This window comes from Streptomyces sp. A 4/2, assembly GCF_940670765.1.
In the GTDB taxonomy this organism is placed as follows: Bacteria; Actinomycetota; Actinomycetes; order Streptomycetales; family Streptomycetaceae; genus Streptomyces.
In genome coordinates this window covers 292,759-313,760 of sequence record NZ_CALNVW010000019.1, presented here as the reverse complement: position 1 = coordinate 313,760, position 21,002 = coordinate 292,759, and the positions used below count along the sequence as shown (strand labels likewise).

Sequence of the window (21,002 nt, the reverse complement as noted above, 5' to 3'; positions counted from 1 at the left end):
ACCCCGGGTGACAGCGGGAGTTGAGCTGAACGTGAATGACACCACCACGGGCACGGAAGCCGCACAGATCCCCGGGCAGCGCGGAGAAACGCTGCTGGACACCGCCGTACGGTACGCCGAACAACGGCACTGGGACGTGCTCTCCGGCACCTGGCTGGTGGCGAAAGAGGGTGTCGAACGGTGCTCCTGCGCCGATACGGGGTGTTCCGCGCCCGGCGCGCACCCCACGCGCCCCGACTGGGCGGCGCAGGCGACCGGCAGCGCCGTCGTCGCCCGCGCCCAGTGGTCCGAGCAGCCGACGGCCTCCGTACTGCTGCCGACCGGGCGGGCCTTCGACGCCGTCGACGTCCCCGAGACGGCCGGATTCCTGGCGTTGGCGCGGATGGAACGCATGGAGGTGACGCTCGGTCCGGTCACCCGCACGCCCGACCGCCGGATGCAGTTCTTCGTACTTCCCGGCACCGGCGCCAAAGTGCCGTTCCTGGTACGGAGGTTGGGCTGGGACCCGGCGGCGATCGACCTCACGGTGCGGGGCGAGGGCGGCTTCCTGGCGGCGCCGCCGACCCGGGTCGGGGCGGGCGGCGCGGTGCAGTGGGTGCGCCGCCCGACGGCCGCCAACCGCTGGCTGCCGGACGCGGACGAGCTGACCGGCCCGCTCGCGTACGCCTGCGGCCAGGAGACACGGGACCGCCGCGCGTAGGACCTGCCCTCCCGCAACGGGTCCGACCGCCCGGGAACGCCGGGTCGTGCAGCGTCCGCCCGTAGGGTGGCCCCAAGAGCTGGGACTCCGAGAGGCGCTGCACCATGCCGGACCAGGCAGCCGTACGGGTAGAGGGACTGTGGAAGCGGTTCGGGGAACAGATCGCGGTCGCCGGGATCGATCTCGAACTGCCCGCAGGCCAGTTCATCGGTCTGGTCGGGCCGAACGGCGCGGGCAAGACCACCACCCTGTCCATGGTGACCGGGCTGCTCCGGCCCGATCAGGGCACCATCGAGGTGGCGGGTCACGACGTCTGGCAGGACCCGGTCGCGGTCAAGTCCCGGATCGGCGTACTGCCCGAGGGGCTGCGGCTGTTCGAGCGCCTCTCCGGACGTGAACTCCTCGCGTACAGCGGGCGGTTGCGCGGTCTGCCCGGCACCGAGGTCGACAAACGGGCGACCCAGCTGCTGGACGTACTGGACCTGGCGGGCGCCCAGCACAAGCTGGTCGTCGACTACTCGACCGGGATGCGCAAGAAGATCGGGCTGGCCGCCGCGCTGCTCCACAACCCCGAAGTGCTCTTCCTGGACGAGCCGTTCGAGGGTGTCGACCCGGTGTCCGCCCAGACGATCCGCACCGTCCTGGAGCGCTACACGCACTCCGGTGCGACCGTCGTCTTCTCCAGCCATGTGATGGAGCTGGTCGAGTCGCTCTGCGACTGGGTGGCGGTGATGGCGGCGGGCCGCATCCGCGCGCAGGGTCCGCTCGCCGAGGTGCGCGGGGCCGCCCCCTCGCTCCAGCAGGCCTTTCTGGAACTGGTCGGCGCGCACGGCAGGAACACCGGGGACAGCCTCGACTGGCTGGGCGGTGGCCCCCGATGACCGCGGCCCCGGTCGCGCCCGCCGGGCCGACCGTCCAGCAACCCGCCGAACCCCTCACCGCCGTCTTCGTCCGGCTCAAGCTGTCGCTGCTGCGCAACGGCCTGCGCCAGTCGTCGGGCCGCCGGGCCGCGTACCTCGCCTCGGTGGTGCTCGCACTGTTCCTCGCCGTGCTGCTGCTCCTCGGGCTGATCGCCCTGCACGGCAACGCCCACGCGGGCACCCTGACCGTCATCCTCGTCACCGTCCTGGCGGTGGGCTGGTCGGCGATGCCGCTCTTCTTCCCCGGCGGCGACGAGACGCTGGACCCCAGCCGTCTGGTGATGCTGCCGCTGCGCCCCGAACCGCTGGTACGGGCGCTGCTCGTCACCTCACTCGTGGGCATCGGCCCGCTGTTCACGCTCTGCCTCGTCCTGGGCTCGGCCGTCGCGGTGGCGACGGGCCCGGCGGGCGCGGTGGTGGCGGTGGTCGCGGTGCCCCTCACGGTGCTGGTCTGTGTGGCGCTGGCCCGGACGGTCGCGGCGGCCAACGTCCGGCTGCTCACCTCGCGCAAGGGCCGCGATCTGGCCGTACTGAGCGGCCTGGTCATCGCGGTGGGCATCCAGGCGGTCAACTTCGGCGTCCAGCGGCTCGGCAGGGCGGGCGGGCTCTCCGCGCTCGACCCGGCCGGGGACGTGGTGCGGTGGCTGCCACCGGCGTCCGCGATCGGCGCGGTGGACTCGGCGGGCCGCGGCTCGTACGGGCAGGCCGCCGCCCAACTCCTCATCGCCGCCGCGGCCCTGGTGGTGCTCCTCCTCGCCTGGCAGCGCACCCTGGTCCGGCTGATGACGTCCCCGGACGGCTCGACGATCGCGGCGGGCGAACCGAGCCGCAAGGAGTCGGCGGCGGGCCTCTCCCGCTTCCTCCCGGAGGGGCGTACCGGCACCGTGATGCTGCGTACCCTGCGCTACATCTGGCGCGACCCGAAGACCAAGGCCGCCTGGATCGCATCGCTCGCGATCGGGCTGATCGTCCCGGTCCTCAACGCGGTCCAGGGCAGCGGGTCGATCTACTTCTCCTGCTTCGCGTCGGGGATGCTCGGCATCCAGATGTACAACCAGTTCGGCCAGGACACCTCGGCGTTCTGGATGGTCGCGCAGACGATCTCCACCCCGCAGGACGCCTACACCGAACTGCGTTCGCGGGCACTGGCGTTGCTCGTGGTCACCCTCCCGTACACCGCCCTGGTCACCGTCGTCACGGCCGGGCTGCTCGGCGACTGGCGGGCGCTGCCGGAGGCGATGGGCCTGGCCTTCGCGCTGCTCGGCGCGATGCTGGCGACGGGCGCCGTGACCTCGGCGCGCTTCCCGTACTCGATCCCCCAGGACAACGCCCACAAGAACGTGGCCCCCGGCCAGGCGGGCCTCGCCTGGATCTCCATCTTCGGCGGCATGGTCTCGGCGTCGCTGCTCTGCTCCCCGGTGATCGTCCTGCTGATCACGCTGCACACCACGGGCAACGAGCCGTTGCTGTGGATCCTGCTGCCGGTGGGCACCGGGTACGGCGCGCTGGCCGCCTGGGCCGGCCTGCGGGTGGCCGCACCGCAGGCGGCCTCCCGGCTCCCGGAGATCCTGACGGCCGTCAGCAAGGGCTGACGGCACCGGGGGTCGGTCGGTCCGTCGGCCGGTCGGTCCGTCGGCCGGTCGGTCCGTCGGCCGGTCGGTCCGTCGGCCGGTCGGTCCGTCGGTCCGTCGGTCCGTCGGTCACGGTCGCCCCGGGACTACTTCACGGCCACCGCGTCCAGGAACGGCTCTATCGCGGCGCGCCAGGCGTCGGGCTGGTCGTAGTGGACCAGGTGGGCCGCGTCCGCCACCTCCGCGTACTCACCGCGGGTCAGCACCCGGACCATCTCCTGGGACTCCGCGCGGCCCAGCTCACCGTCCAGGCCACGGACCACCAGGGCCGGGCACCGGACCTGGGCCAGCTCCTCCCAGTGCGCGTCGAAGACCCAGGTCTCGCGGGACTTCAGCATCTGGCGGGGGGAGAACACGGGGCGCCAGCCGTCGGCCTGCTCGGCCATGACCTCGGCGAAGAACTCGCCCCTGGCCGGGTTCGGGCGCTCCACCCAGGGATCGTCCTCGCCGAACCACTTCCGGACGTCGGCGAGCGTCGCGAAGGGGACCGGCCAGGACGCGAACCAGTCCTCCCACTCGCGCTGGGTGGCCGTCCCCAGGGCCGAGGCCCGCATGTCGCAGATGATCACGGCCCGGACCAGGTCGGGGCGCTTGGCGGCGAGCTGCCAGGCGGTGAGCGCACCCATCGCGTGGCCGATGAGAGTCACGGGCGCCAGGCCCAGCTGCTCGATCGCCGCCTCGGCGTCGGCGACGTACGCATCGCGGGTGTACGGACCGTCGGCGGGCTTGTCGCTGCGGCCGTGACCCCGCTGGTCGAGGGCTATCGCGCGGTGGCGTTCGGAGAGCCAGCGCGCCGTGGACGCCCAGTGCGAGGCGCGGCCCATCAGGCCGTGCAGCAGTAAGACGCCGGGAGCACGCTCGGCGTCACTGCCGGGCTCCTTGGGCGGGTCGGCGAACTCCCAGGCAGCAAGGTGTACGCCGTCCGGTCCGGTCACGTCGATGCGCCGCACCATGTGATCTGGCACCCCCTTCAGTCCCCCGAGTGGATCGGCCCCGCAAGTGCCGCAGGCCGTTCGTGGCCGTTCAGTGGCCGTTCCCGTTCAGTGGCCGTTCGTGGCCGTTCCGTTCAGTGGCCGTTCTGCTCGCCCCTGTGCTCGCCACTGTGGTCGATCCTGTGGTCGATGTCGCCACACCGCAGAGTATCGAACCCGCATTCGAAAACGCGGTTTCCTCGCGCAACACCCCACCTTCGAGTGACACCCCGCAAGGATTGAGGGTTGCTGGCCAGGGGAGATTTTCTGCGGGGGCGGACCACTCGGGGATGAGGGTCCGGCACGACCGACCTTGAGAGCTCGGGGCTCCAGGTCGGGACAGGGGAGGTCAGGCCCCGGCGCTCCAGAGCGCCGGGGCCCTCCCCTTGTGAGACGCGGTGCGTGTGCGACGGACGCATCCACCTGCTCCCTCCCCGACCGGACGGGCGAGCCGAGTCGTACCGGCAGCCGTCAGGTCACAAGCCTCAGCCTTGCACGGGTTGCCCACAGCCGGGGCCGTTCCTGCGCCATTGCACAGGGGTTGCAGAAGGTTGCCGCGCAAAGCGGCTCCGGCCCTCGCGGACTACCGCGCGGACTACTGCCCGGACTACTGCTAGGCCACGAAGCGGACTACTGCTTGGCCACGAACACGTGCGAAGCCACCTCGGGGTTGAGCTCCGCGGCCTCCCCGCCGCTCCCGACCAGTACCCCGCCGGGCGACTCCGTGACGCTCACCACCGAGCCGGGCTGCACACCCGCGCGACGCAGCGTGTACATCAGCTGGGCGTCCGTCTGGATGGGCTCACCGATCCGCCGTACGACCACGTTCTTCCCGTCCGCACCCGGGTCCAGCTCCGCCAGGCTCACCATGCCCTCGTTCAGGAAGGGATCCGCCTCGGCCTTCTCGCCCAGCTCCTCCAGGCCCGGAATCGGATTCCCGTACGGAGACTCCGTCGGGTGGCGGAGCAGTTCCAGCACCCGCTTCTCCACCGCCTCGCTCATCACGTGCTCCCAGCGGCACGCCTCGGCGTGGACCTGCTCCCACTCCAGGCCGATCACGTCGACGAGGAGACACTCGGCCAGCCGGTGCTTGCGCATGACGCGCGTCGCCAGCCTGCGCCCCTCCTCGGTCAGCTCCAGATGCCGGTCGCTGGCTACGGCCACCAGACCGTCGCGCTCCATACGCGCCACGGTCTGGCTCACCGTGGGGCCGCTCTGGTCGAGCCGCTCCGCGATCCGGGCCCGCATGGGAACCACACCTTCCTCCTCCAGTTCGAGGATGGTGCGGAGGTACATCTCCGTAGTGTCGATCAGCCCACTCATACGTGCCCCTATGTTCCGCTACTGCTTTGGCCCTCATCCAATTCTGACGCATACCTCCGACAACCGGGCCGCGCGTGCCGAAGCGGTATTGACACCACACTGGTCCGGACCGCACCGTGATCGGCATGAGCAGCGAGAGCAGCGGAAGCAGCAGCCTTGCCGGGGAGTTCTTCGATGCCGCGATCGGCCTGCTGCGGCAGGTCCGGGACGAGGAGTCGGAGAACGTGGCGGCGGCCGGTGCCGCCATCGCCGACACCGTGGAGGCGGGCGGCCGGCTCTTCGCCTTCGGCGCGGGCCACTCGTCGCTCGCCGCGCAGGACGTCGTCTACCGCGCGGGCGGTCTCGCCCTGATGAACATCCTCGCCGTACCCGGCACCCTCGGCGTCGACGTCATGCCGGCCACGCTCGGCTCGGCCCTGGAACGCGTCGGCGGCCTCGCGGGCGCCGTGCTCGACTCCGGCCCGGCGCAGTCGGGGGACGTACTCGTGATCATCTCGCTCTCCGGGCGGAACACCCTCCCGGTGGAGATGGCGACGCACGCCCGCGCCCTGGGCATGAAGGTCATCGGCGTGACCTCGGTCGCGTACGCGAAGGAGACCACGTCCCTGCACTCCTCGGGCACCTTCCTGAAGGACCACTGCGACATCGTGCTGGACAGCCGGATCGCGGTGGGTGACGCGGAGCTGACCGCCGAGGGCGTCGAGGCACCGTTCGCGCCCGCCTCGACCGTGGTCACCAGCGCGCTGATGCAGGCGATGATGGCGTCCGCAGCGGGCGAGCTGGCCCGGCGCGGCATCGAGCCGCCGCTACTGCGGTCCGGAAACGTCGACGGTGGCCACGAGTGGAACCGCCGGGTGATGACGGAGTACGGCGACCGGATCTTCTACCGGCACTGACACCGAGGGCACGGCGGGCGCGGCGGGCCGTGCCCTGCCCGCGCCCCCCTCTCCCCCTTTCCCCCTCGCGCCCTACCGTCCGTCCCGCTCCCCGCCGCCCGCTGCCAGTGCCTGCGCCAGGTCGACCGCCGAAGCCACCCGTACCGCCACGCTCTCCGCGTACACCGCGTCGGGCCGCTCGAACGCGCTGCGGCTCGCCCCGCGCAGGAACGTCACCACCCCCAGCGTCCTCCCCCGGCTCCGCAGCACCACGCACAGCGCGTGCGCGGTGTCCCGTGGCCACCGCCGCTCCACCGCCCACTCCGCCGCCGGGGAAGCCGCCGCCGCACTGGCCCGTACCGCGCCCACCCGGTCCACCGCCTGGCGTGCCGGATGCCCGGCCGCGTACCGCACCGGAAGGGCGCCCGCGCCCGGCAGGCACGGGCCCGGCGCGCCCCCGGACGGCGTCTCGGCCACCCGCACCAACCGCCCGTCCGAAGCACCCGAGCTGTCCGCCTTCTCCCCACCCCGGGGAGCAAGATCGATCAGCGCATGGTCGGCGAACCCGGCGAGCGCGAAGTCCAGATACGCCGTCGCCGCCTCCATCGGATCCTCGCACTCGGCGGCCGTCCGCGAAGCCCGGGTCAACTGATTGCCGCGGAAGCGCAGTTGGTCCGCCTCCTGCTCGGCCTGCTTGGCCGCGGTGACGTCCCGGAAGAGCCAGCCCACCCCCAGCGGAACCGGTTCTTCCGCGAGCGGTGAGGCCAGCCGCAGAAACCCGCTGCGCCAGCAGCGCCGCCGCTCACCTTCCGCGGTCCGTACGGTCACCCACATCTCGGCGGGCGCGGGCAGCGCCCCCTCCGCGAGTACGTGCTGGAGCGCACCCTCCAACTCCTCGACGCCCTGCACGATCAACTCGCCCAGCGGACGGCCGAGCAGCGTGGTACGCCCGGTGGAGAGCGCCCGCGCCGCATGGGCGTTGACGACGGTCGGCCGCAGATCGGCATCGACCAGGACCACCCCCCACGAAGCGTCGTCGAACATCGCCTCGCTGAGCGCGATCGCCCGCTCCAGATCGATCTGCGTATGGACCTCACTGAACGCGCAGTACACCCCGGCCGGTGTCCCGTCCGCGCCGCGCACCCCGGCGGACTGGGTCCGTACGAGCACCCGCCCGCCGTCCTTGCGCAGCAGCGCGAACTCGTGGACCTGCCGACCCGGCCGGTCCATCACCGCCATCAGCCGGCCGTGCACCTCGTCGGCGTCGGCGGTCCGCACCGCCCAGCCCGCGAAACCGGCCCGCCCGACGGCCTCGCCGGCGGACCAGCCGAGGATCCGCTCGGCCTCACGGTTCCAGTGGGTGATCACCCCGTCCGCGCCGAACGCGCAGAGCGCGGCGTCCATCCCGTCGAGCAGCGCGGCGAGCAGATCGGCGCCGGGGCGGCCGGACTCGTCAGAGACTCCCGGGGCGGGACCCGGCACCGCCGAGGCGCCCACGGAGCCCGCATCGTGCTCCGGCTCGTCGGGCCCCAGCGCACTGCTCGTCTCGATCCGGGAACCACTCATCCGGCACCCCCAACAGGAAGCGTCCTCCGCGTGAACCGCATGTACCGCACGTCAGATCATTCAACGCGAACGTGACGCGGCCCACACTCGACTTTCGGAAATCGTTGCGGGGAAAAGCGATCTCAGGCCAAGTCCGGGCCCGCTGCCTCCCGGCGAACGGATCGGCTCAGCGCGGCCACAGGGTGAACAGGGCCACCAGCAACAACACCAGCAACGCCCAGCCGAGCACCCCGACCTTCCGGCGCTGCGGATTCCGTCCCTGACGCCATGCGCCGACCTCGTGCGGAGTCTCTTCCATGGCCGACAAGCCTATGCCCTCGTGCCCGCATCGAGGCGAAGCCGTACGTAGTCCGCATCCCCCGGACCGGGCCGACGGTGACCGTCGGGCACCCCGCTCACCCCCACACCATGAGCGTAGGTTTCCCGGAGGTCATCAGCGCGTACGAGGCCCGCGGATCGGCGTTCACCGCACCCACCCACCCGTTGTAGAAGGCCGTTCCCGCCTCCGCGCTCCCGCCCGCGCGGACCTCGAACGAGGCGAACGCCCAGACGTGCGAGCAGACCAGGACGAATTCCTGCGCGGTGACGTCCCGGAGGGCGGCAACGGCGGCCTTTGACCAGCGCTCGTCGTTCCCCACGAGGTTCTCACCGATGAAGGCCCGGAGGTCGGTGTGTGCCGTCTGGTACCGCCGGTACACCCTGCTGTCGAACCGTGCCTGCACAAATTGGGAGTTGAAGGGAAACGGAACCCACATCCAGCTCCATCCCGGGCCGGTACGCCCTGAAAAGGACTCCGGGTAATCGTGGTTGGAGATCGCGGACTCGGCCACACTGCCGTTCGGAGCGTCCAGTTTCAGCAAGATTCCCCCCGGTCATCGCCATCGGTGAACTGCGGCAGCGGGGGCGTGCAGGCCTCCACTCATCACTCATCATCCGGCGGTCGCCACATCCACACGCCGTATTACGACGGTTTCGAGCGCCTCTCCGCCGTTGGATCCAGCGGTTACGCCCGTGTGGTGTGGGTGAAACCGAGAGAGGTCAGTCCTTCTGCCTGGCACAGCCTGTCGGAGGGGCCGCCGACCTCAGTCTGGAGGAGTTGGTAGGCGGCGCCATGGGACTCGCCCCAGTGCATGGCGGCCCGCCACAGGAGACGCCCCAGGCCCTGGCCTCGGGCCTCGGGCAGGACGGCGAAGTACTGAGGCATGAGCTGAGGGCGCCCGATGGCGTCGGGCCGTACCTCCATGGGGCCGATCGCACCCACGATGCGGTCCGCAACGGCGGCGGCAAGGACGGGGCCGCACCGGCCGGCCTGCATCTGCGTGCGGAGGAATGCCAGGCCGTCAGCGGCCATGGCCTGGGCGAAGGGGGCGAAGGTCTCCTGCACAGTGGTCGGCCAGTCGGTGACGGGGCAGACCGGGCCGCCGGGGGCGGGGCAGAGGCCTGCGGTGAAGTCCTTCAGCTGGATGCGGGTGCCACGCAGGTGTGTGGTCTCGGGACCGAGGGGTCGTACGACCCGGGCGTTGACCATGTCATGCGCGGCTGCGAGCTTCGCAGCCAGTTCGGCCGCTTCGTCCACGACGTTGTCGCAGAGGCCGTAGGCGAAGACCTTGACGGTGCCACGTCCGCGCCGATTCAGGGTGGGGACGAGGGTGTGCTCGGGTTGGTGCACCACGTCCTCGCGGAGAACTTTCTCGTCCTTCTCGCCGCCCCAGCGCCCATCCTTGTCGTAGGGCAGGAAGTCCCCGGTGACGGCCGCTCCCAGGACGTCCTCGAAGAGGCCGGCGGTCAGGGCATCGGGGTGGACAGGGCCGAAGGCCGGCACGATCGGCGCGGTCAGTTGGGGCCGGAGCCAGTCCCAGCGGAAGAACATGAGCGGCACCCTAGCGGCGAGCCGGGCAGGGCTCAGGCCCCGACGCGAGCACGCCGGGGCCTGAACGGAGTTGACCGGATCGTGCCGGTCAGTGGGGGTTGTCGTCACCGGCGTCGCAGGAGCACTCCGCGCTCTCCACGATCACGTCGAGGTCGTGGACGGCGGTGATCGACGCGGTCGCGACGGGCAGAGCCGCTCGGCGGGCCGAGGGCGGCAGGCCGGGCAGAGCGAGGGTCGAGGCCCCGGTACGGGAACGATCAAGGCTCGGCTGCTGAGCTTGGAGGCACGGGCCCGCGCAGCCGAAGGGGACAACCACAGCGCGCTGAGGATACTTGCACTGGCCCATGAGGCACGGGGTGCTGCGGGACCCGACGAGTTGCCCGGGGTCTTCTCGTTTCCCGAGGCCAAGCAGTGGGCCTACGCCGGGACCACCCTGTTGGCCGTCGGGGGCGACGAGCAGATCCGGCACGCTATAAGCGCGTCCGATCGCGCCGTGGAGCTGTACCGGGCCGGGCCGGAAGGCGACCGCTCCCCCGGCGATCTACAGGCCTCCCATCTGGACCTGGCCACGGCCTACCTTGCCAGCGGTGAGGTCGAGGGAGCCGGTGCGAAGCTCTCGGAGGTGTTCACCGCCGACGGATACACGGCGAGCATCACCATCAGGCTTCGCAATCTGGCCGCGCTCCTCGGAAGCGACCCGTACCGTGGCGCACAGTCGGCAGTCGATCTCCGCGCGCACATTCACGAGGTGACTGTCCGTCCCGCTCTCGCCAGCAACCCGACGGAGCCACGATGACCGCGAAGCCCTCACACGACCGGTTGGTCACCGACCGCAGTCTTCTCTCCACCAAGGCGTACGGCACGGGTCAGCACCTGGCCGCCCGTCAGTCCCTCTACCAATGGCAGACCCCGAGCCACGACCTACCGGGCATCGTCGTGAACGAACTGGCCGACGTACGCGGTGTGGTCGCTGACGTGGGTTGCGGTAACGGGAAGTTCGTCACCCGTGTGCGGGAAGACCGTCCCGAACTGAGCGTGCTCCCCGTGGACGTCTCCCACGGCATTCTCGACGCCATCCCCGGAGCCGTCGTCGCGGACGCCCAACAGCTGCCCATCGCAGATGGCGCACTTGGCGCGGCCCTTGCGCTGCACATGCTCTACCACGTCGAAGACCAGGCCCAGGCCGTACGGGAACTGGGCCGCGTCCTGGAACCCGGCGGCATCGCGATCGTCTCCACCAACAGCCGGACCGACAAGAGGGAACTGGAACACCTCTGGCGCCAGGCCGCAGGGGATGTGCTGGGTACTCCGGAAGGGCCGGGTCGATTTCAGTTGTCCGCCCGTTTCACCTTGGAGGATGCCCCAGCGATCCTCGGCGCGGTCTTCGGTGACATCCGCACGATCCCTCTACCCGGGGTGATCGAGGTGACCGACGCTGAACCGGTCGTCGCCCACTTGGCCTCTTACGAAGCCTGGGCGGACAAGATGGGCGTTCCGTTCCAGGAGACGATCGAGCGCGCCCGAGAGCGGGTCCAGGAGGCCATTCAGGCAGAGGGCGCATTTCGGGCGACCTGTCTGGGCGGCATACTCGTCTGCCAAGGGCCCCGACGGTAGAACCCCCCTCTCGCGGAACAGCGGGCCAGGTGTGTACCGCCATCGGCAGCGAGGAGCCCCGAGGATGGGAAACGAGCAGGTCAGCCAGGCCGAACACGCTTGCAGGTCTATCAACTGGCTCGTTCCAAGGGTTCCGTCTACCCCGTCATCCGCGACCAGCTGACGACGCTGAACGAGGCCCTTGCAGGTAACGCGGAAGCACCCGCCCTCTACTCAACGCGGCTGCCGACCTCTTCCAGTTGGCCGGCGAGGTGACGTTCGACGGCAACCGGTACTCCGACGCAGCCGCGTCGTACTCGCTGGCGGCGTCAATCAGCAAGGACGCGAAAGAGTACGACCCGTGGGCGTGCGCGCTCGTCCGTCACGCTTACGTGGACATGTCTGAGCAGCGCTACCACCAGGCAGCGCAGATGCTCGGCGTGGCCGAACGACTGGCGGTCCGGGGTGACAACAACCTCTCGACGCGGCATTGGGTGGCTTCGGTCCAGGCCGAGGCGTACGCGGGTCTCGGCGACCTGGAAAGGTGCGAGCGCGCCATGGACTGGGCGGAGACCGTCCGCGAGCTCAGTGCTGACAGCGCCAACGGAGGACGGCTCCGATTCGATGACACGCGCCTCGCCGAGGCGCGGGGATCGCGATACGTACAGCTCGGCCGCCTCGACCTGGCGGAGGGCGCACTGAAAAACGCTCTGACCGAAGGTGCACGACTGTTCCGGGAAACCTGGATCGCGGGAGTGCACCAGCACTTCCCCGGAGAGCCGAAGGCCGGCTACGTCACCCCGTGGGACGACACCCCGCAGTGGGAGCGGGAAGCCGCCGGATCGGTCCACGACCAGGTCCAGCAGTTCATCGAGCTCAGCGCCGGCCACACGTCGAGGCTGTCCCGCGAGCAGAAGAGCCGATTCGTCGCGACGTGTTGGACGGCCCAGATGTTCAAGCACTTCGAGGACCCGAAGCCTGGCTATGTAGCGGACTGGCCCGACCTGCCGTCCTGGCAGCAGGAGACCGACGCCGACATCTTCGAAGCCATCGAGAAGGCGCTCAACTGACCGATCAGGAACGCTTCGGAGCCACACGCACACTCCGTATTACGACGGTTTCGGGCGCCGCTCCACCACTACCGCACGCCTCGTAGCCGCGGTGCTCTCGTTGCCGAAGCTCGCTCGGTCCGAGTAGGACACCGCGTCACCCGAGTGCCTCGCGGCCGTGCTGCGCGTCCGCAGCGTCGGCCGTGAAAAACCGATTCCGGTTGATCGGAGCACGGTGTAGAAAGCCGGTGTGGAAAAGAATCTTGAGCTTCCTGACCTGCTGCGACTGATAGACGAACGGTCGACCGCCTTCCGCGCCGCGGTCGCCTCCGCGCCCAGCCTCGACGTACAGGTGCCGACCTGCCCCGAGTGGACGCTGTTCGATCTGGCGCAGCACATCGGCGAGGGGCGCCGCGACTGGGCCGCCACCGTCGCCGCAGGACCTGCTCCGGCCAAGTCCGCAGCGGAGGGCGCCCCGGCTGCGCCTCGGGAGCGCGAGGCCCTGCTGGCCTGGCTGGCGGAGTCCACGGAGCAACTGGTGGACGCACTGCGGGAGGCCGGCCCGGATCGCGGTTGCTGGACGTGGTGGGAGACCTCGCAGTCGCCGCATACCTCCGGTGCCGTAGCTCGGCACCAGCTCCAGCAGTTCGCGGTGCACACGTACGACGCCCAGATCACCGTGGGTGCCCCGCAGCCGCTGCCGGCCGAGGTGGCGCTCGATGGTGTCGACGAGTTCCTGTCCACCTGCGTCGCAACGACGAGTGCCTGGCCGCACAAGCCCGCTGCCATCGACTTCCACGCCTCCGAGGGCCGCTCCTGGCGCCTCTTGCTCTCCGCCGACGGCGCACGCACCACCCGTCTCCCCGGGCCCGGCACCATATCGGCCACCGCTGCCGGCCAGGACCCGGACGCGGCCAACGCCTCCGCCCGAGGCACGGCCAGCGAGCTGGTCCTCATCCTGCACGACCGCATCCCGTTCAACGCCCTGCAACTCGACGGCGACCGACGCCTCTTCGACCAGCTCAGCGCCTGGGACCCGGGCGAGTAGGCCGTGACCGTTGCTGCCACGGCGCAACGCCGCCGATATCGCCGTGTTCAGCCCGGACCTGCGACCGCGCGCCCGGAACTCGGGACTTGAGACTCGGGAGTCGAGGGCCGGGGGCCTCACGTGAAGCGGCCGGTCACTCGTTCGGGGGTACGTACGGGGTCGGTGCGCCCGAAGCTCGGGGCTCGGGATTCGAGAGCCGCGACGCGGGATTCGAGGGTCGAGCTTCTTCCCAAGTCTGGTAGGTGGGTGGGGGTTAGGGAAGTCCTCCCCGCCCCTCCCTACCCCGCTGCGTCGCGTAAGTACGACTAGTTGGGACCAACTTGCGGCGCGCGGGCGCGGCTGCTTACCGTTCCGACAACGACAACTAAGCGACCCCGACGCGGTGTTCTCAGCACCAAGCCGGGGTCTCACCTCAAGATCGAACAGGACGATCCCGTGGCTAACGAGAATTTTAGCGCCGCCCTGCGCGCGCCCGCATCCGCATCATCCGTACCCTCCACCGCCCATCCGATGGCAGCTCCCGGCTACGGCAAACGCTCCGCCCCGGACCAGGCTCCCCGCCGTACGGACGACTTCCTTCTTCTGCCCGAGCGTGAGCGGTACATCGCCGCGTTCATCGACCGGCTGCCCGAGGGCGCGGCGATGACGGTCAAGACCCTCGCCCGGCAACTCCCGCGCTACGGACAGCAAGCCGTCAGCACGGCCCTCACGGCGCTGTCCGTCGCCGGATACCTGCGGCGCATCCGCCGCCTGGCCGGAGACGGCGACCAAGTCCGCTGGGTCTTCCGGACGTTCTGGTCGCGGACCGCACGCGACAACGAATGGTGGACCACCTTCCTTGCCGCCGAGGACGGCCGATCCCCGTCCGAGACGCAGGTATCGGCGAGCCCCGCGCCCGCCCCGCCCCCCGTACCGCAGCAGCCGGAACCAGACCCTGCATCAGACCCGGCACCGGACCCGGCACCACACCCCGGCCGCCCCTCGCCCGCGTACGACGCACTGTCCCAACTCGGCTGCACCGACCCCCGGTTAGCCCTCTCGGCTGCCGACTGCGCAACCCTGGAAGGTCTCGCACAGGAGTGGCTGGAGCGCGGTGCCACCCCCGCCCACCTCGTCCAGGCCCTCACCACAGGACTCCCGGCCGAACCGATCATCTCGCCCCGGGGCTTCGTCCGCCGCAGGCTCACGGACAAGAAGCCACCACACCGGCCCACCACCACCAACACCAGCACCGCACCGCCGCGCCTCCTCGTGGAATGCACCAAGTGCGGCACCCCCGGCCGCCCCGAAGCACTCCCCGACGGTCTCTGCCGCACCTGCCGCCCCGGTACGCCGACCCCACCCGAACCGGCCGCATCGGCGGTAGCGCACCACGTACACCAACGGGTCGACGCCCTGCGCGCCCTGACCCGGACCCCGTGAGGACGGTCGGCCCAGGTCAGAATCCCGTACGCCCGGTACGCGCACGAACGCAGCCGTACGCGTTCGGAAACGGGTGAACTCGCGTCCCGTACACGCCTGATGGCCGGTTCCCTGGAACTGTTCGGGTACGGAGGCCAGGTGAACACGGTCCGGCCGGGGGCGACCGCGGTGGCCCAGCGCGACGCGGTCATGAAGGCCGACTTCCACACCATCTGGACCGACGAGGCCGACGACGCGGCCAACCTCACCTGGGTACGGGACTTCTACCGTGACGTGTACCAGGACACCGGAGGCGTACCCGTGTCCGGCAGGAACTGCGACGGGTCGTACATCAACTACCCGGACACCGACCTGGCCGACCCCGCGTGGAACACCTCGGGGGTGCCCTGGACCACCCTCTACTACAAGGACAACTACCCGCGCCTACAGCGGGTGAAGGCGCGCTGGGACCCGCGCAACGTCTTCCACCATGCCCTCGCGGTGCAGCTTCCCGGCCGGTGAGGCCCCCGTCCATGTCAACGGCCGCCTCCGGGGGGCCAGTTGTTGCTCTCGGCCGCGAAAATATCTGCACCGGGGCCCGGCACCGGGATATCGTCCGGCGGTGACTGATGAAGACGGGTACTTCGGAGAAGCAGTAGCTGACCGGTACGACCAGTCCACGGGCTCCGAGTTCCAACCGGATGCCATCGACAGGACCGTGGGGTTTCTGTCCGAACTCGCTGATGGTGGCCGGGCGTTGGAGTTGGCGATCGGCACGGGGCGCATTGCCGTGCCGCTCGCGCGACGGGGCGTTCCGGTCCATGGCATCGACATGTCCAGGGCGATGGTGGCCCGTTTGCACGCCAAGCCGGAGGGCAGGGACATCGGCGTCTCGATCGGCGACTTCACCACCACGACGGTGGACACGGAGGCGGACGGGCCCTTCGCTCTTGCGTACCTGGTCTTCAACACGATCATGAATGTGGCCGACCAGGAGGGCCAGGTCGCCTGCTTCCGCAACGCCGCACGGCACCTCGCGCCGGGCGGCTGCTTCGTCATCGAGGTCATGGTCCCGGAGCTGCGCAAGATCCCGGCCGGGCAGAACATCGTCCCGTTCCACACGAGCCCGACCGGGTGGGCCTACACCGTCTACGACACGGTCACGCAGGACGCGACCTGCCACTACATCGACATCACGGAGGACGGTCGAGGCGAGGCCCATTCGACGCCCTTCCGCTACGTCTGGCCCGCCGAGCTGGACCTCATGGCCCAGCTCGCGGGGCTGCGCCTGCGCGAACGCTGGGGCGGCTGGGCACGCGAACCCTTCACGGAGGACAGCACCCAGCACATCTCGGTGTGGGAGAAGCCGGTCGAGTGACGGGCGCCGACCGGCTGACCGGCGCCTCATGTCCACGGCGGAACCAGGTTCGTCCACGCTCGCGGGCGAGCCTCCGCGTCGCCGCCCCTGCGGCATCACCGTCGGCAGGTTCGCCCACGCTCACGCGCGAGCCGCCCAGGCGTCACAGCACCCGTCGCATGCAGGCCCGAGGCCACCGGTCCAATCCGTGCGCCGCTTCTTGCTCGCGGATCTTCCGCAGTCCAGGAGTAAGGCTGCTGTCATCCAGCAGCTGGAAGCCACAGCGCGCGTAGTACGGGGCGTTCCACGGGACTTCGATGAACGTGGTGAGCGTCAGGGCGGGCACCCCCTCGCGCACGGCCTGCTCGGCCAGACGCTCCAGCAGGGCCCGGCCGATGCCGTGGCGCGCGCTGTCCGGGTGCACCGAGACCTGCTCCACGTGGAGGTTGCCGTCGACGCGGTCGGCGATCAGGTAGGCAACCGGAGTGTCGGCATCGGTGACCGCGACCCGGGCGAGACCGGCGTGCCGGTAGCGGGCCAACTCATCGAGCGGCAACGGTTCGTCGTCGGCGATCTCCGGCATCCCGATGTCCCGGAAGCACCGTCCGGCGGCCCTTTCGATGTCCTGGAGGAGCGGCAGTTCCTCCAGGCGCACGTGTCGCATACGCATGGACACATTGTCCATGGCCTGCTGGAGAGTGCCGCCGCATTTTCCCCTGCTCGCCGTACCGGTCGGTCACTGGGTGTTCGTGCCTGGTACGCATGCTCTGCTGTGGGCTAAGTCCGGCTCTGTGCCAGGTACCGAGCGTGCAGACTCGCCGCATGAAACTTCTGGTGATCGGTGGATCCGTGTTTCTCGGAAGGACATTTGTCCAGGAGGCGCTGCAGCGCGGGTGGGAGGTGACCACCTTCAACCGGGGGATGAGCCAAGCCGACCTGGACGGTGTTCAGGCACTGCGAGGCAACCGGGAGGACGAAGCGGACCTCGCCCGGCTCGCCGGGTCCGGCCCCTGGGACGCGATCGTGGACGTCTGCGGCTACGTCCCCCGCGTCGTCGGGGCCTCGGTTGCGGCGCTGTCCGCATCGGCATCGACGTATCTCTTCATCTCCTCGGTCAACGCCCGCCCCGACTGGCCGGCCGAGCCGGTGGACGAGAACGCACCCCGTCACGACGGCAGTCCGCAGGCGGGTCCGGACGACGGTGACTACGGCCGGCTGAAAGTCGGCTGCGAGATGGCCGTCGAGGAGGGATTTCCCGGGCGGGCGCTCATCCTTGAACCCGGCCTGATCATTGGCCCGCAGGACCGCAGCCGCCGGGCCACGTGGTGGCTGCGCCGCGCCGCTCAGGGAGGCCGGATGGTCGCCCCGGGAGCCCCCACAGATGTAATGCAGTTGATCGACGCCCGCGACGTCGCGGCCTTCGGCCTGGACCGGATCGAGGCCGAGGACGCCGGAACATACCTGGTCACCGGCACGCCCGCGAACACGACCTGGGGCGACTTCCTCGCAGCCTGCGTTACCGAGACCGGGGGCGGTGCCGAACTGGTCTGGGTCGGCGACGACATCCTGACGGAACACGAGGTCGCGATCTGGACCGAGCTTCCGCTGTGGGCCCCACAGCGGGACGCAACGGCCGCGGTCTGGCAGGCCAGCTCCGCCAAGGCCATCGCCGCAGGCCTGACCTGTCGCCCGGTCGACGAGTCCGTTCACGACACCGCCGCCTGGCTCTTCGGCCCCTCCGGCCTCGACGAGGCATTCGGCGAATACCGCGCCTTCGGAAAGGTCGAAACCCTCACGCCCGAGCGCGAGCAGACCCTGCTCAAGGCGGCAGCAGCAGCCCGGTCCGGGGCGGAGCATGGCGTTCAACTCTGAGGGTGTGTGTGGGGGTTCAGTCGGGCTGCGTTCCGCACGTCTCGATCGATGTGGCCACCGACCGGCGATGCAGCCCGGCGGCGACGAACTCCATCTCGACCAGCGTGCCGACCAGGCCTGTCTCTCTGAGAGTGCAGGCCGTCGCACGTGCCTGGTGCAGGGACAGGTGGAGCACCTCACGCAGGGCCCGCAGCACGGGGAGGCGGTGCAGTTCGTTGTCCGCGATACGGAGTCGGGCGGGCCCGTGCTCTGCCAGCAGGGCGTTCCGGATCTCCTCGGGCGTCGCTCCGCCCGTGTCCTGCTCGCACCACCTGTTGGGGCAGGACTCGCAGGCACCTTCGGTGCTCCACCACAACTGCCCGTGGTCGATGTACTGGCCGGTGTCGCGTATCAGTACGCCGCCGCAGTCCTCGCATCGCGCTGTGACCTGCGCTCCTTGAGTGATCACCTGGCTGCTCCTTGCGGGGAACTCCGAGCGCGGGGATCCGCCCCGAATAAATCGCTTGATGGCCGCCGCGGCGGTGCCTAACGTAAGCCGCACGCTAGAAGGGAGGTGTTCCGGAAGTGATTTCTTCTCGGACTTGCGAGGTGGCTGCGGGCTGACGGCCCGTCGTCGCACTCTGTGCAGTGCCGGCAGACCGCCGGCCGCAATCCCAAGCAGTCACCGACCCGCGGGCTCGCCGGTTAGTCCGGCCGGCCCCTCTCCGGAGGGACCAGAGCCCGCGGGTTTCTGCGTTCCGTACGCGGCCGGGGTGTGCCGACCGTACGGCGGGTGCCGACCGTACGGCGGGTGCCGACCGTACGGCGGGTGCCGACCGTACGCCGCCGGGGCCGCGCGGACCGCCGGACACCCTGACGCCGGGCGCTCACGGGCAGAGCCGTTCCACCCGCCACCCCGTGTCCTCGCTCACGTACCGCAGCCGGTCGTGCAGCCGGTTCTCGTGGCCCTGCCAGAACTCGACCGCGAACGGGACCACCCGGATGCCGCCCCAGTCCTCCGGCACCGGGACCTCCGTACCCAGGGGGTAGCGGGACGCCAACTCCTCGTACTGATCCGTCAGTTCCTCGCGCGAGGAGATCACCGCGGACTGGGCGCTGGCCCAGGCGCCGAGCTGGGAGCCGTGCGGGCGGGTGCGGAAGTACGCTGCCGTCTCCGCGCGGGAGACCCGGGACGCCGTGCCCGTGACGATGACCTGGCGGGCGATCTGGTGCCAGGGGAAGAGCAGCGACACCCGCGGGTTCACCGCCAGTTCGCGGCCCTTGCGGGAGTCGTAGTTGGTGAAGAAGACGAAGCCGTCCCGGTCGTACCGCTTGAGCAGGACCGTACGGGCCGAGGGGCTGCCCTGCGGGGTCGCCGTCGAGACCACCATCGCGTTCGGCTCGTGCAGGCCACCGGCGACGGCCTCGGCGAACCAGCGGGTGAACTGCTCCATCGGCCCGGCGGCGAGGTCCTTCTCCGCGAGGACGGTGGTGCGGTACTGCTCGCGCATCGCGGCGGGGTCCAGATCAGGTTTCGGCACGGGGCCATCCTGCCCCAAGCGGGGGGTGTGCCGGATGTCACGCTTCCCCCCACCGGCGGGAGCCAGCAGACTCGTCTCTCCGTACATCGTCCCCGTCACGAGGAGCCGCCCGATGTCCGACCCCGTTACCGACTCCGCTGCCGCCCCCGCACCCGCCTTCGTCCCCGGGCTCGAAGGGGTCGTCGCGTTCGAGACCGAGATCGCCGAACCTGACAAGGAGGGCGGCTCGCTCCGGTACCGCGGTGTCGACATCGAGGACCTGGTGGGCCACGTCTCCTACGAGAACGTGTGGGGCCTGCTCGTCGACGGTGCGTTCAGCCCGGGGCTGCCGCCCGCCGAGCCCTTCCCGATCCCCGTCCACTCCGGTGACGTCCGGGTGGACGTGCAGTCCGCGCTGGCGATGCTCGCGCCGGTCTGGGGGCTGAAGCCGCTGCTCGACATCGACGAGGCGACCGCCCGCGACAACCTGGCGCGGGCCGCCGTCATGGCGCTCTCGTACGTCGCCCAGTCGGCCCGCGGGCAGGGCAGCCCGATGGTTCCGCAGAGCGAGATCGACAAGGCCGACACCGTCGTCGAGCGGTTCATGATCCGGTGGCGCGGGGAGCCCGATCCCAAGCACGTCAAGGCAGTTGACGCCTACTGGACGTCCGCCGCCGAGCACGGGATGAACGCCTCCACCTTCACCGCCCGGGTCATCGCGTCGACCGGCGCGGACGTCGCCGCCGCGCTGTCGGGGGCCGTGGGCGCCATGTCCGGGCCGCTGCACGGTGGGGCGCCCTCGCGCGTCCTCGGCATGATCGAGGAGATCGAGCGGACGGGCGACGCCCACGCGTACGTCAGGCGGGCCCTGGACAACGGTGAGCGGCTGATGGGCTTCGGCCACCGCGTCTACCGCGCCGAGGACCCCCGCGCCCGGGTGCTGCGCCGTACGGCCAAGGAGCTGGGCGCGCCGCGGTTCGAGGTCGCGGAGGCACTGGAGAAGGCGGCGCTGGAGGAACTCCACGCGCGGCGCCCGGACCGGGTGCTGGCCACGAACGTGGAGTTCTGGGCGGCGATCATGCTGGACTTCGCGGAGGTCCCGGCGCACATGTTCACGTCGATGTTCACCTGCGCGCGTACGGCGGGCTGGAGCGCGCACATCCTGGAGCAGAAGCGGACGGGGCGGCTGGTGCGGCCGTCGGCGCGGTACGTGGGACCCGGGTCGCGGAACCCCCGGGAGATCGAGGGGTTCGCGGACATCAAGGACCTCGCCGACCTCGCGGGGTGAGGTGAGCGGGTGGGGTGGGTGGGATGAAGTGAGCGGGGT

The 21,002-nt window shown here is 70.5% G+C and carries 22 protein-coding genes and 1 pseudogene; 13 read left to right on the top strand and 10 right to left on the bottom strand.

Going from position 1 to position 21,002, the window contains the following annotated elements:
* Positions 1–31 precede the first annotated feature (31 nt).
* The 3 genes from NBY69_RS14105 to NBY69_RS14095 all read left to right on the top strand — a co-directional run bounded on the left by NBY69_RS14105 (position 32) and on the right by NBY69_RS14095 (position 3,212).
* Positions 32–700 (top strand): bifunctional DNA primase/polymerase, encoded by a 669-nt coding sequence (locus NBY69_RS14105; RefSeq protein WP_250301200.1) that lies wholly within the window; start codon positions 32–34, stop codon positions 698–700.
* Positions 701–804: 104 nt separating this feature from the next.
* On the top strand, positions 805–1,581 hold the full coding sequence (locus NBY69_RS14100) for an ABC transporter ATP-binding protein (protein ID WP_250301199.1): 777 nt from the start codon (positions 805–807) through the stop codon (positions 1,579–1,581).
* A complete protein-coding gene (locus NBY69_RS14095; RefSeq protein WP_250301198.1) occupies positions 1,578–3,212 on the top strand; it encodes a transporter in 1,635 nt (544 codons plus the stop codon). Before NBY69_RS14100 ends, NBY69_RS14095 begins: the two co-directional genes overlap by 4 nt.
* 125 nt (positions 3,213–3,337) lie before the next feature.
* Here NBY69_RS14095 and NBY69_RS14090 read toward each other — a convergent pair whose 3' ends face one another.
* Positions 3,338–4,204: an alpha/beta fold hydrolase gene (locus NBY69_RS14090; RefSeq protein WP_250301358.1), complete on the bottom strand. Its 867-nt coding sequence runs from the start codon at positions 4,202–4,204 to the stop codon at positions 3,338–3,340.
* Positions 4,205–4,852: 648 nt separating this feature from the next.
* Positions 4,853–5,545 (bottom strand): metal-dependent transcriptional regulator, encoded by a 693-nt coding sequence (locus tag NBY69_RS14085; protein ID WP_250301196.1) that lies wholly within the window; start codon positions 5,543–5,545, stop codon positions 4,853–4,855.
* Positions 5,546–5,670: 125 nt separating this feature from the next.
* Between NBY69_RS14085 and NBY69_RS14080 the strand changes: the two genes are divergently transcribed.
* Complete coding sequence (locus NBY69_RS14080) at positions 5,671–6,441, top strand: SIS domain-containing protein (protein WP_250301191.1); 771 nt, start codon at positions 5,671–5,673, stop codon at positions 6,439–6,441.
* A 72-nt stretch (positions 6,442–6,513) separates the two neighbouring features.
* On the opposite strand, the gene NBY69_RS14075 is transcribed toward NBY69_RS14080, so the two are convergent.
* The 5 genes from NBY69_RS14075 to NBY69_RS14060 all read right to left on the bottom strand — a co-directional run bounded on the left by NBY69_RS14075 (position 6,514) and on the right by NBY69_RS14060 (position 10,172).
* Positions 6,514–7,986 carry a PAS domain-containing protein gene (locus tag NBY69_RS14075; RefSeq protein WP_250301190.1) on the bottom strand — a complete coding sequence of 491 codons (1,473 nt, stop codon included), beginning with the start codon at positions 7,984–7,986 and terminating at the stop codon, positions 6,514–6,516.
* 166 nt (positions 7,987–8,152) lie between these two features.
* Positions 8,153–8,284 (bottom strand): hypothetical protein, encoded by a 132-nt coding sequence (locus tag NBY69_RS37345; RefSeq protein ID WP_266642408.1) that lies wholly within the window; start codon positions 8,282–8,284, stop codon positions 8,153–8,155.
* A 97-nt stretch (positions 8,285–8,381) separates the two neighbouring features.
* Complete coding sequence (locus NBY69_RS14070) at positions 8,382–8,741, bottom strand: hypothetical protein (RefSeq protein WP_250301188.1); 360 nt, start codon at positions 8,739–8,741, stop codon at positions 8,382–8,384.
* A 248-nt stretch (positions 8,742–8,989) separates the two neighbouring features.
* Complete coding sequence (locus tag NBY69_RS14065) at positions 8,990–9,856, bottom strand: GNAT family N-acetyltransferase (RefSeq protein WP_250301186.1); 867 nt, start codon at positions 9,854–9,856, stop codon at positions 8,990–8,992.
* Positions 9,857–9,944: 88 nt separating this feature from the next.
* Complete coding sequence (locus NBY69_RS14060; protein ID WP_250301184.1) at positions 9,945–10,172, bottom strand: hypothetical protein; 228 nt, start codon at positions 10,170–10,172, stop codon at positions 9,945–9,947.
* A gap of 60 nt (positions 10,173–10,232) precedes the next feature.
* Here NBY69_RS14060 and NBY69_RS14055 point away from each other — a divergent pair, with 60 nt between their 5' ends.
* The 7 genes and pseudogenes from NBY69_RS14055 (at position 10,233) to NBY69_RS14020 (ending at position 16,325) form a co-directional block, all read left to right on the top strand.
* On the top strand, positions 10,233–10,652 hold the full coding sequence (locus NBY69_RS14055) for a hypothetical protein (RefSeq protein WP_250301183.1): 420 nt from the start codon (positions 10,233–10,235) through the stop codon (positions 10,650–10,652).
* Positions 10,649–11,470, top strand: coding sequence for a class I SAM-dependent methyltransferase (locus NBY69_RS14050; RefSeq protein ID WP_250301181.1), 822 nt, complete (start codon positions 10,649–10,651; stop codon positions 11,468–11,470). Before NBY69_RS14055 ends, NBY69_RS14050 begins: the two co-directional genes overlap by 4 nt.
* Positions 11,471–12,159: 689 nt before the next feature.
* Positions 12,160–12,519: a hypothetical protein gene (locus NBY69_RS14040; protein ID WP_250301357.1), complete on the top strand. Its 360-nt coding sequence runs from the start codon at positions 12,160–12,162 to the stop codon at positions 12,517–12,519.
* 229 nt (positions 12,520–12,748) lie between these two features.
* Positions 12,749–13,546 (top strand): maleylpyruvate isomerase family mycothiol-dependent enzyme, encoded by a 798-nt coding sequence (locus NBY69_RS14035; protein ID WP_250301180.1) that lies wholly within the window; start codon positions 12,749–12,751, stop codon positions 13,544–13,546.
* Positions 13,547–13,981: 435 nt separating this feature from the next.
* Positions 13,982–14,968 (top strand): MarR family transcriptional regulator, encoded by a 987-nt coding sequence (locus tag NBY69_RS14030; RefSeq protein ID WP_250301179.1) that lies wholly within the window; start codon positions 13,982–13,984, stop codon positions 14,966–14,968.
* Positions 14,969–15,073: 105 nt separating this feature from the next.
* A pseudogene (locus NBY69_RS14025) lies at positions 15,074–15,469 on the top strand (BBE domain-containing protein); the annotation flags it as partial.
* Positions 15,470–15,569: 100 nt separating this feature from the next.
* Positions 15,570–16,325: a class I SAM-dependent methyltransferase gene (locus NBY69_RS14020; RefSeq protein WP_250301178.1), complete on the top strand. Its 756-nt coding sequence runs from the start codon at positions 15,570–15,572 to the stop codon at positions 16,323–16,325.
* A gap of 142 nt (positions 16,326–16,467) precedes the next feature.
* On the opposite strand, the gene NBY69_RS14015 is transcribed toward NBY69_RS14020, so the two are convergent.
* Entirely contained in the window at positions 16,468–16,974 is a 507-nt protein-coding gene (locus tag NBY69_RS14015) for a GNAT family N-acetyltransferase (RefSeq protein ID WP_250301177.1), read from the bottom strand.
* 152 nt (positions 16,975–17,126) lie between these two features.
* Between NBY69_RS14015 and NBY69_RS14010 the strand changes: the two genes are divergently transcribed.
* Complete coding sequence (locus tag NBY69_RS14010; RefSeq protein WP_250301176.1) at positions 17,127–18,176, top strand: NAD-dependent epimerase/dehydratase family protein; 1,050 nt, start codon at positions 17,127–17,129, stop codon at positions 18,174–18,176.
* A gap of 16 nt (positions 18,177–18,192) precedes the next feature.
* On the opposite strand, the gene NBY69_RS14005 is transcribed toward NBY69_RS14010, so the two are convergent.
* Both NBY69_RS14005 and pdxH read right to left on the bottom strand, forming a co-directional pair.
* A complete protein-coding gene (locus NBY69_RS14005; protein ID WP_250301174.1) occupies positions 18,193–18,624 on the bottom strand; it encodes a hypothetical protein in 432 nt (143 codons plus the stop codon).
* Positions 18,625–19,042: 418 nt separating this feature from the next.
* Positions 19,043–19,666 carry a pyridoxamine 5'-phosphate oxidase gene (gene pdxH, locus NBY69_RS14000; protein WP_250301356.1) on the bottom strand — a complete coding sequence of 208 codons (624 nt, stop codon included), beginning with the start codon at positions 19,664–19,666 and terminating at the stop codon, positions 19,043–19,045.
* A 142-nt stretch (positions 19,667–19,808) separates the two neighbouring features.
* On the opposite strand from pdxH, the gene NBY69_RS13995 reads away from it, so the two are divergent.
* Positions 19,809–20,963: a citrate synthase 2 gene (locus NBY69_RS13995; protein ID WP_250301173.1), complete on the top strand. Its 1,155-nt coding sequence runs from the start codon at positions 19,809–19,811 to the stop codon at positions 20,961–20,963.
* Positions 20,964–21,002: the final 39 nt, after the last annotated feature.

Excerpts from the sequence above, each read along its gene's own strand:
- NBY69_RS13995 (WP_250301173.1), top strand. The coding sequence starts at position 19,809 with ATGTCCGACCCCGTTACCGACTCCGCTGCCGCCCCCGCACCCGCCTTC.
- NBY69_RS14080 (WP_250301191.1), top strand. The coding sequence starts at position 5,671 with ATGAGCAGCGAGAGCAGCGGAAGCAGCAGCCTTGCCGGGGAGTTCTTC.
- NBY69_RS14010 (WP_250301176.1), top strand. The coding sequence starts at position 17,127 with ATGAAACTTCTGGTGATCGGTGGATCCGTGTTTCTCGGAAGGACATTT.
- NBY69_RS14015 (WP_250301177.1), bottom strand. The coding sequence starts at position 16,974 with ATGCGTATGCGACACGTGCGCCTGGAGGAACTGCCGCTCCTCCAGGAC.
- NBY69_RS14050 (WP_250301181.1), top strand. The coding sequence starts at position 10,649 with ATGACCGCGAAGCCCTCACACGACCGGTTGGTCACCGACCGCAGTCTT.
- pdxH (WP_250301356.1), bottom strand. The coding sequence starts at position 19,666 with ATGCGCGAGCAGTACCGCACCACCGTCCTCGCGGAGAAGGACCTCGCC.
- NBY69_RS14085 (WP_250301196.1), bottom strand. The coding sequence starts at position 5,545 with ATGAGTGGGCTGATCGACACTACGGAGATGTACCTCCGCACCATCCTC.
- NBY69_RS37345 (WP_266642408.1), bottom strand. The coding sequence starts at position 8,284 with ATGGAAGAGACTCCGCACGAGGTCGGCGCATGGCGTCAGGGACGGAAT.
- NBY69_RS14070 (WP_250301188.1), bottom strand. The coding sequence starts at position 8,741 with ATGTGGGTTCCGTTTCCCTTCAACTCCCAATTTGTGCAGGCACGGTTC.
- NBY69_RS14090 (WP_250301358.1), bottom strand. The coding sequence starts at position 4,204 with ATGGTGCGGCGCATCGACGTGACCGGACCGGACGGCGTACACCTTGCT.
- NBY69_RS14075 (WP_250301190.1), bottom strand. The coding sequence starts at position 7,986 with ATGAGTGGTTCCCGGATCGAGACGAGCAGTGCGCTGGGGCCCGACGAG.
- NBY69_RS14065 (WP_250301186.1), bottom strand. The coding sequence starts at position 9,856 with ATGTTCTTCCGCTGGGACTGGCTCCGGCCCCAACTGACCGCGCCGATC.
- NBY69_RS14100 (WP_250301199.1), top strand. The coding sequence starts at position 805 with ATGCCGGACCAGGCAGCCGTACGGGTAGAGGGACTGTGGAAGCGGTTC.
- NBY69_RS14095 (WP_250301198.1), top strand. The coding sequence starts at position 1,578 with ATGACCGCGGCCCCGGTCGCGCCCGCCGGGCCGACCGTCCAGCAACCC.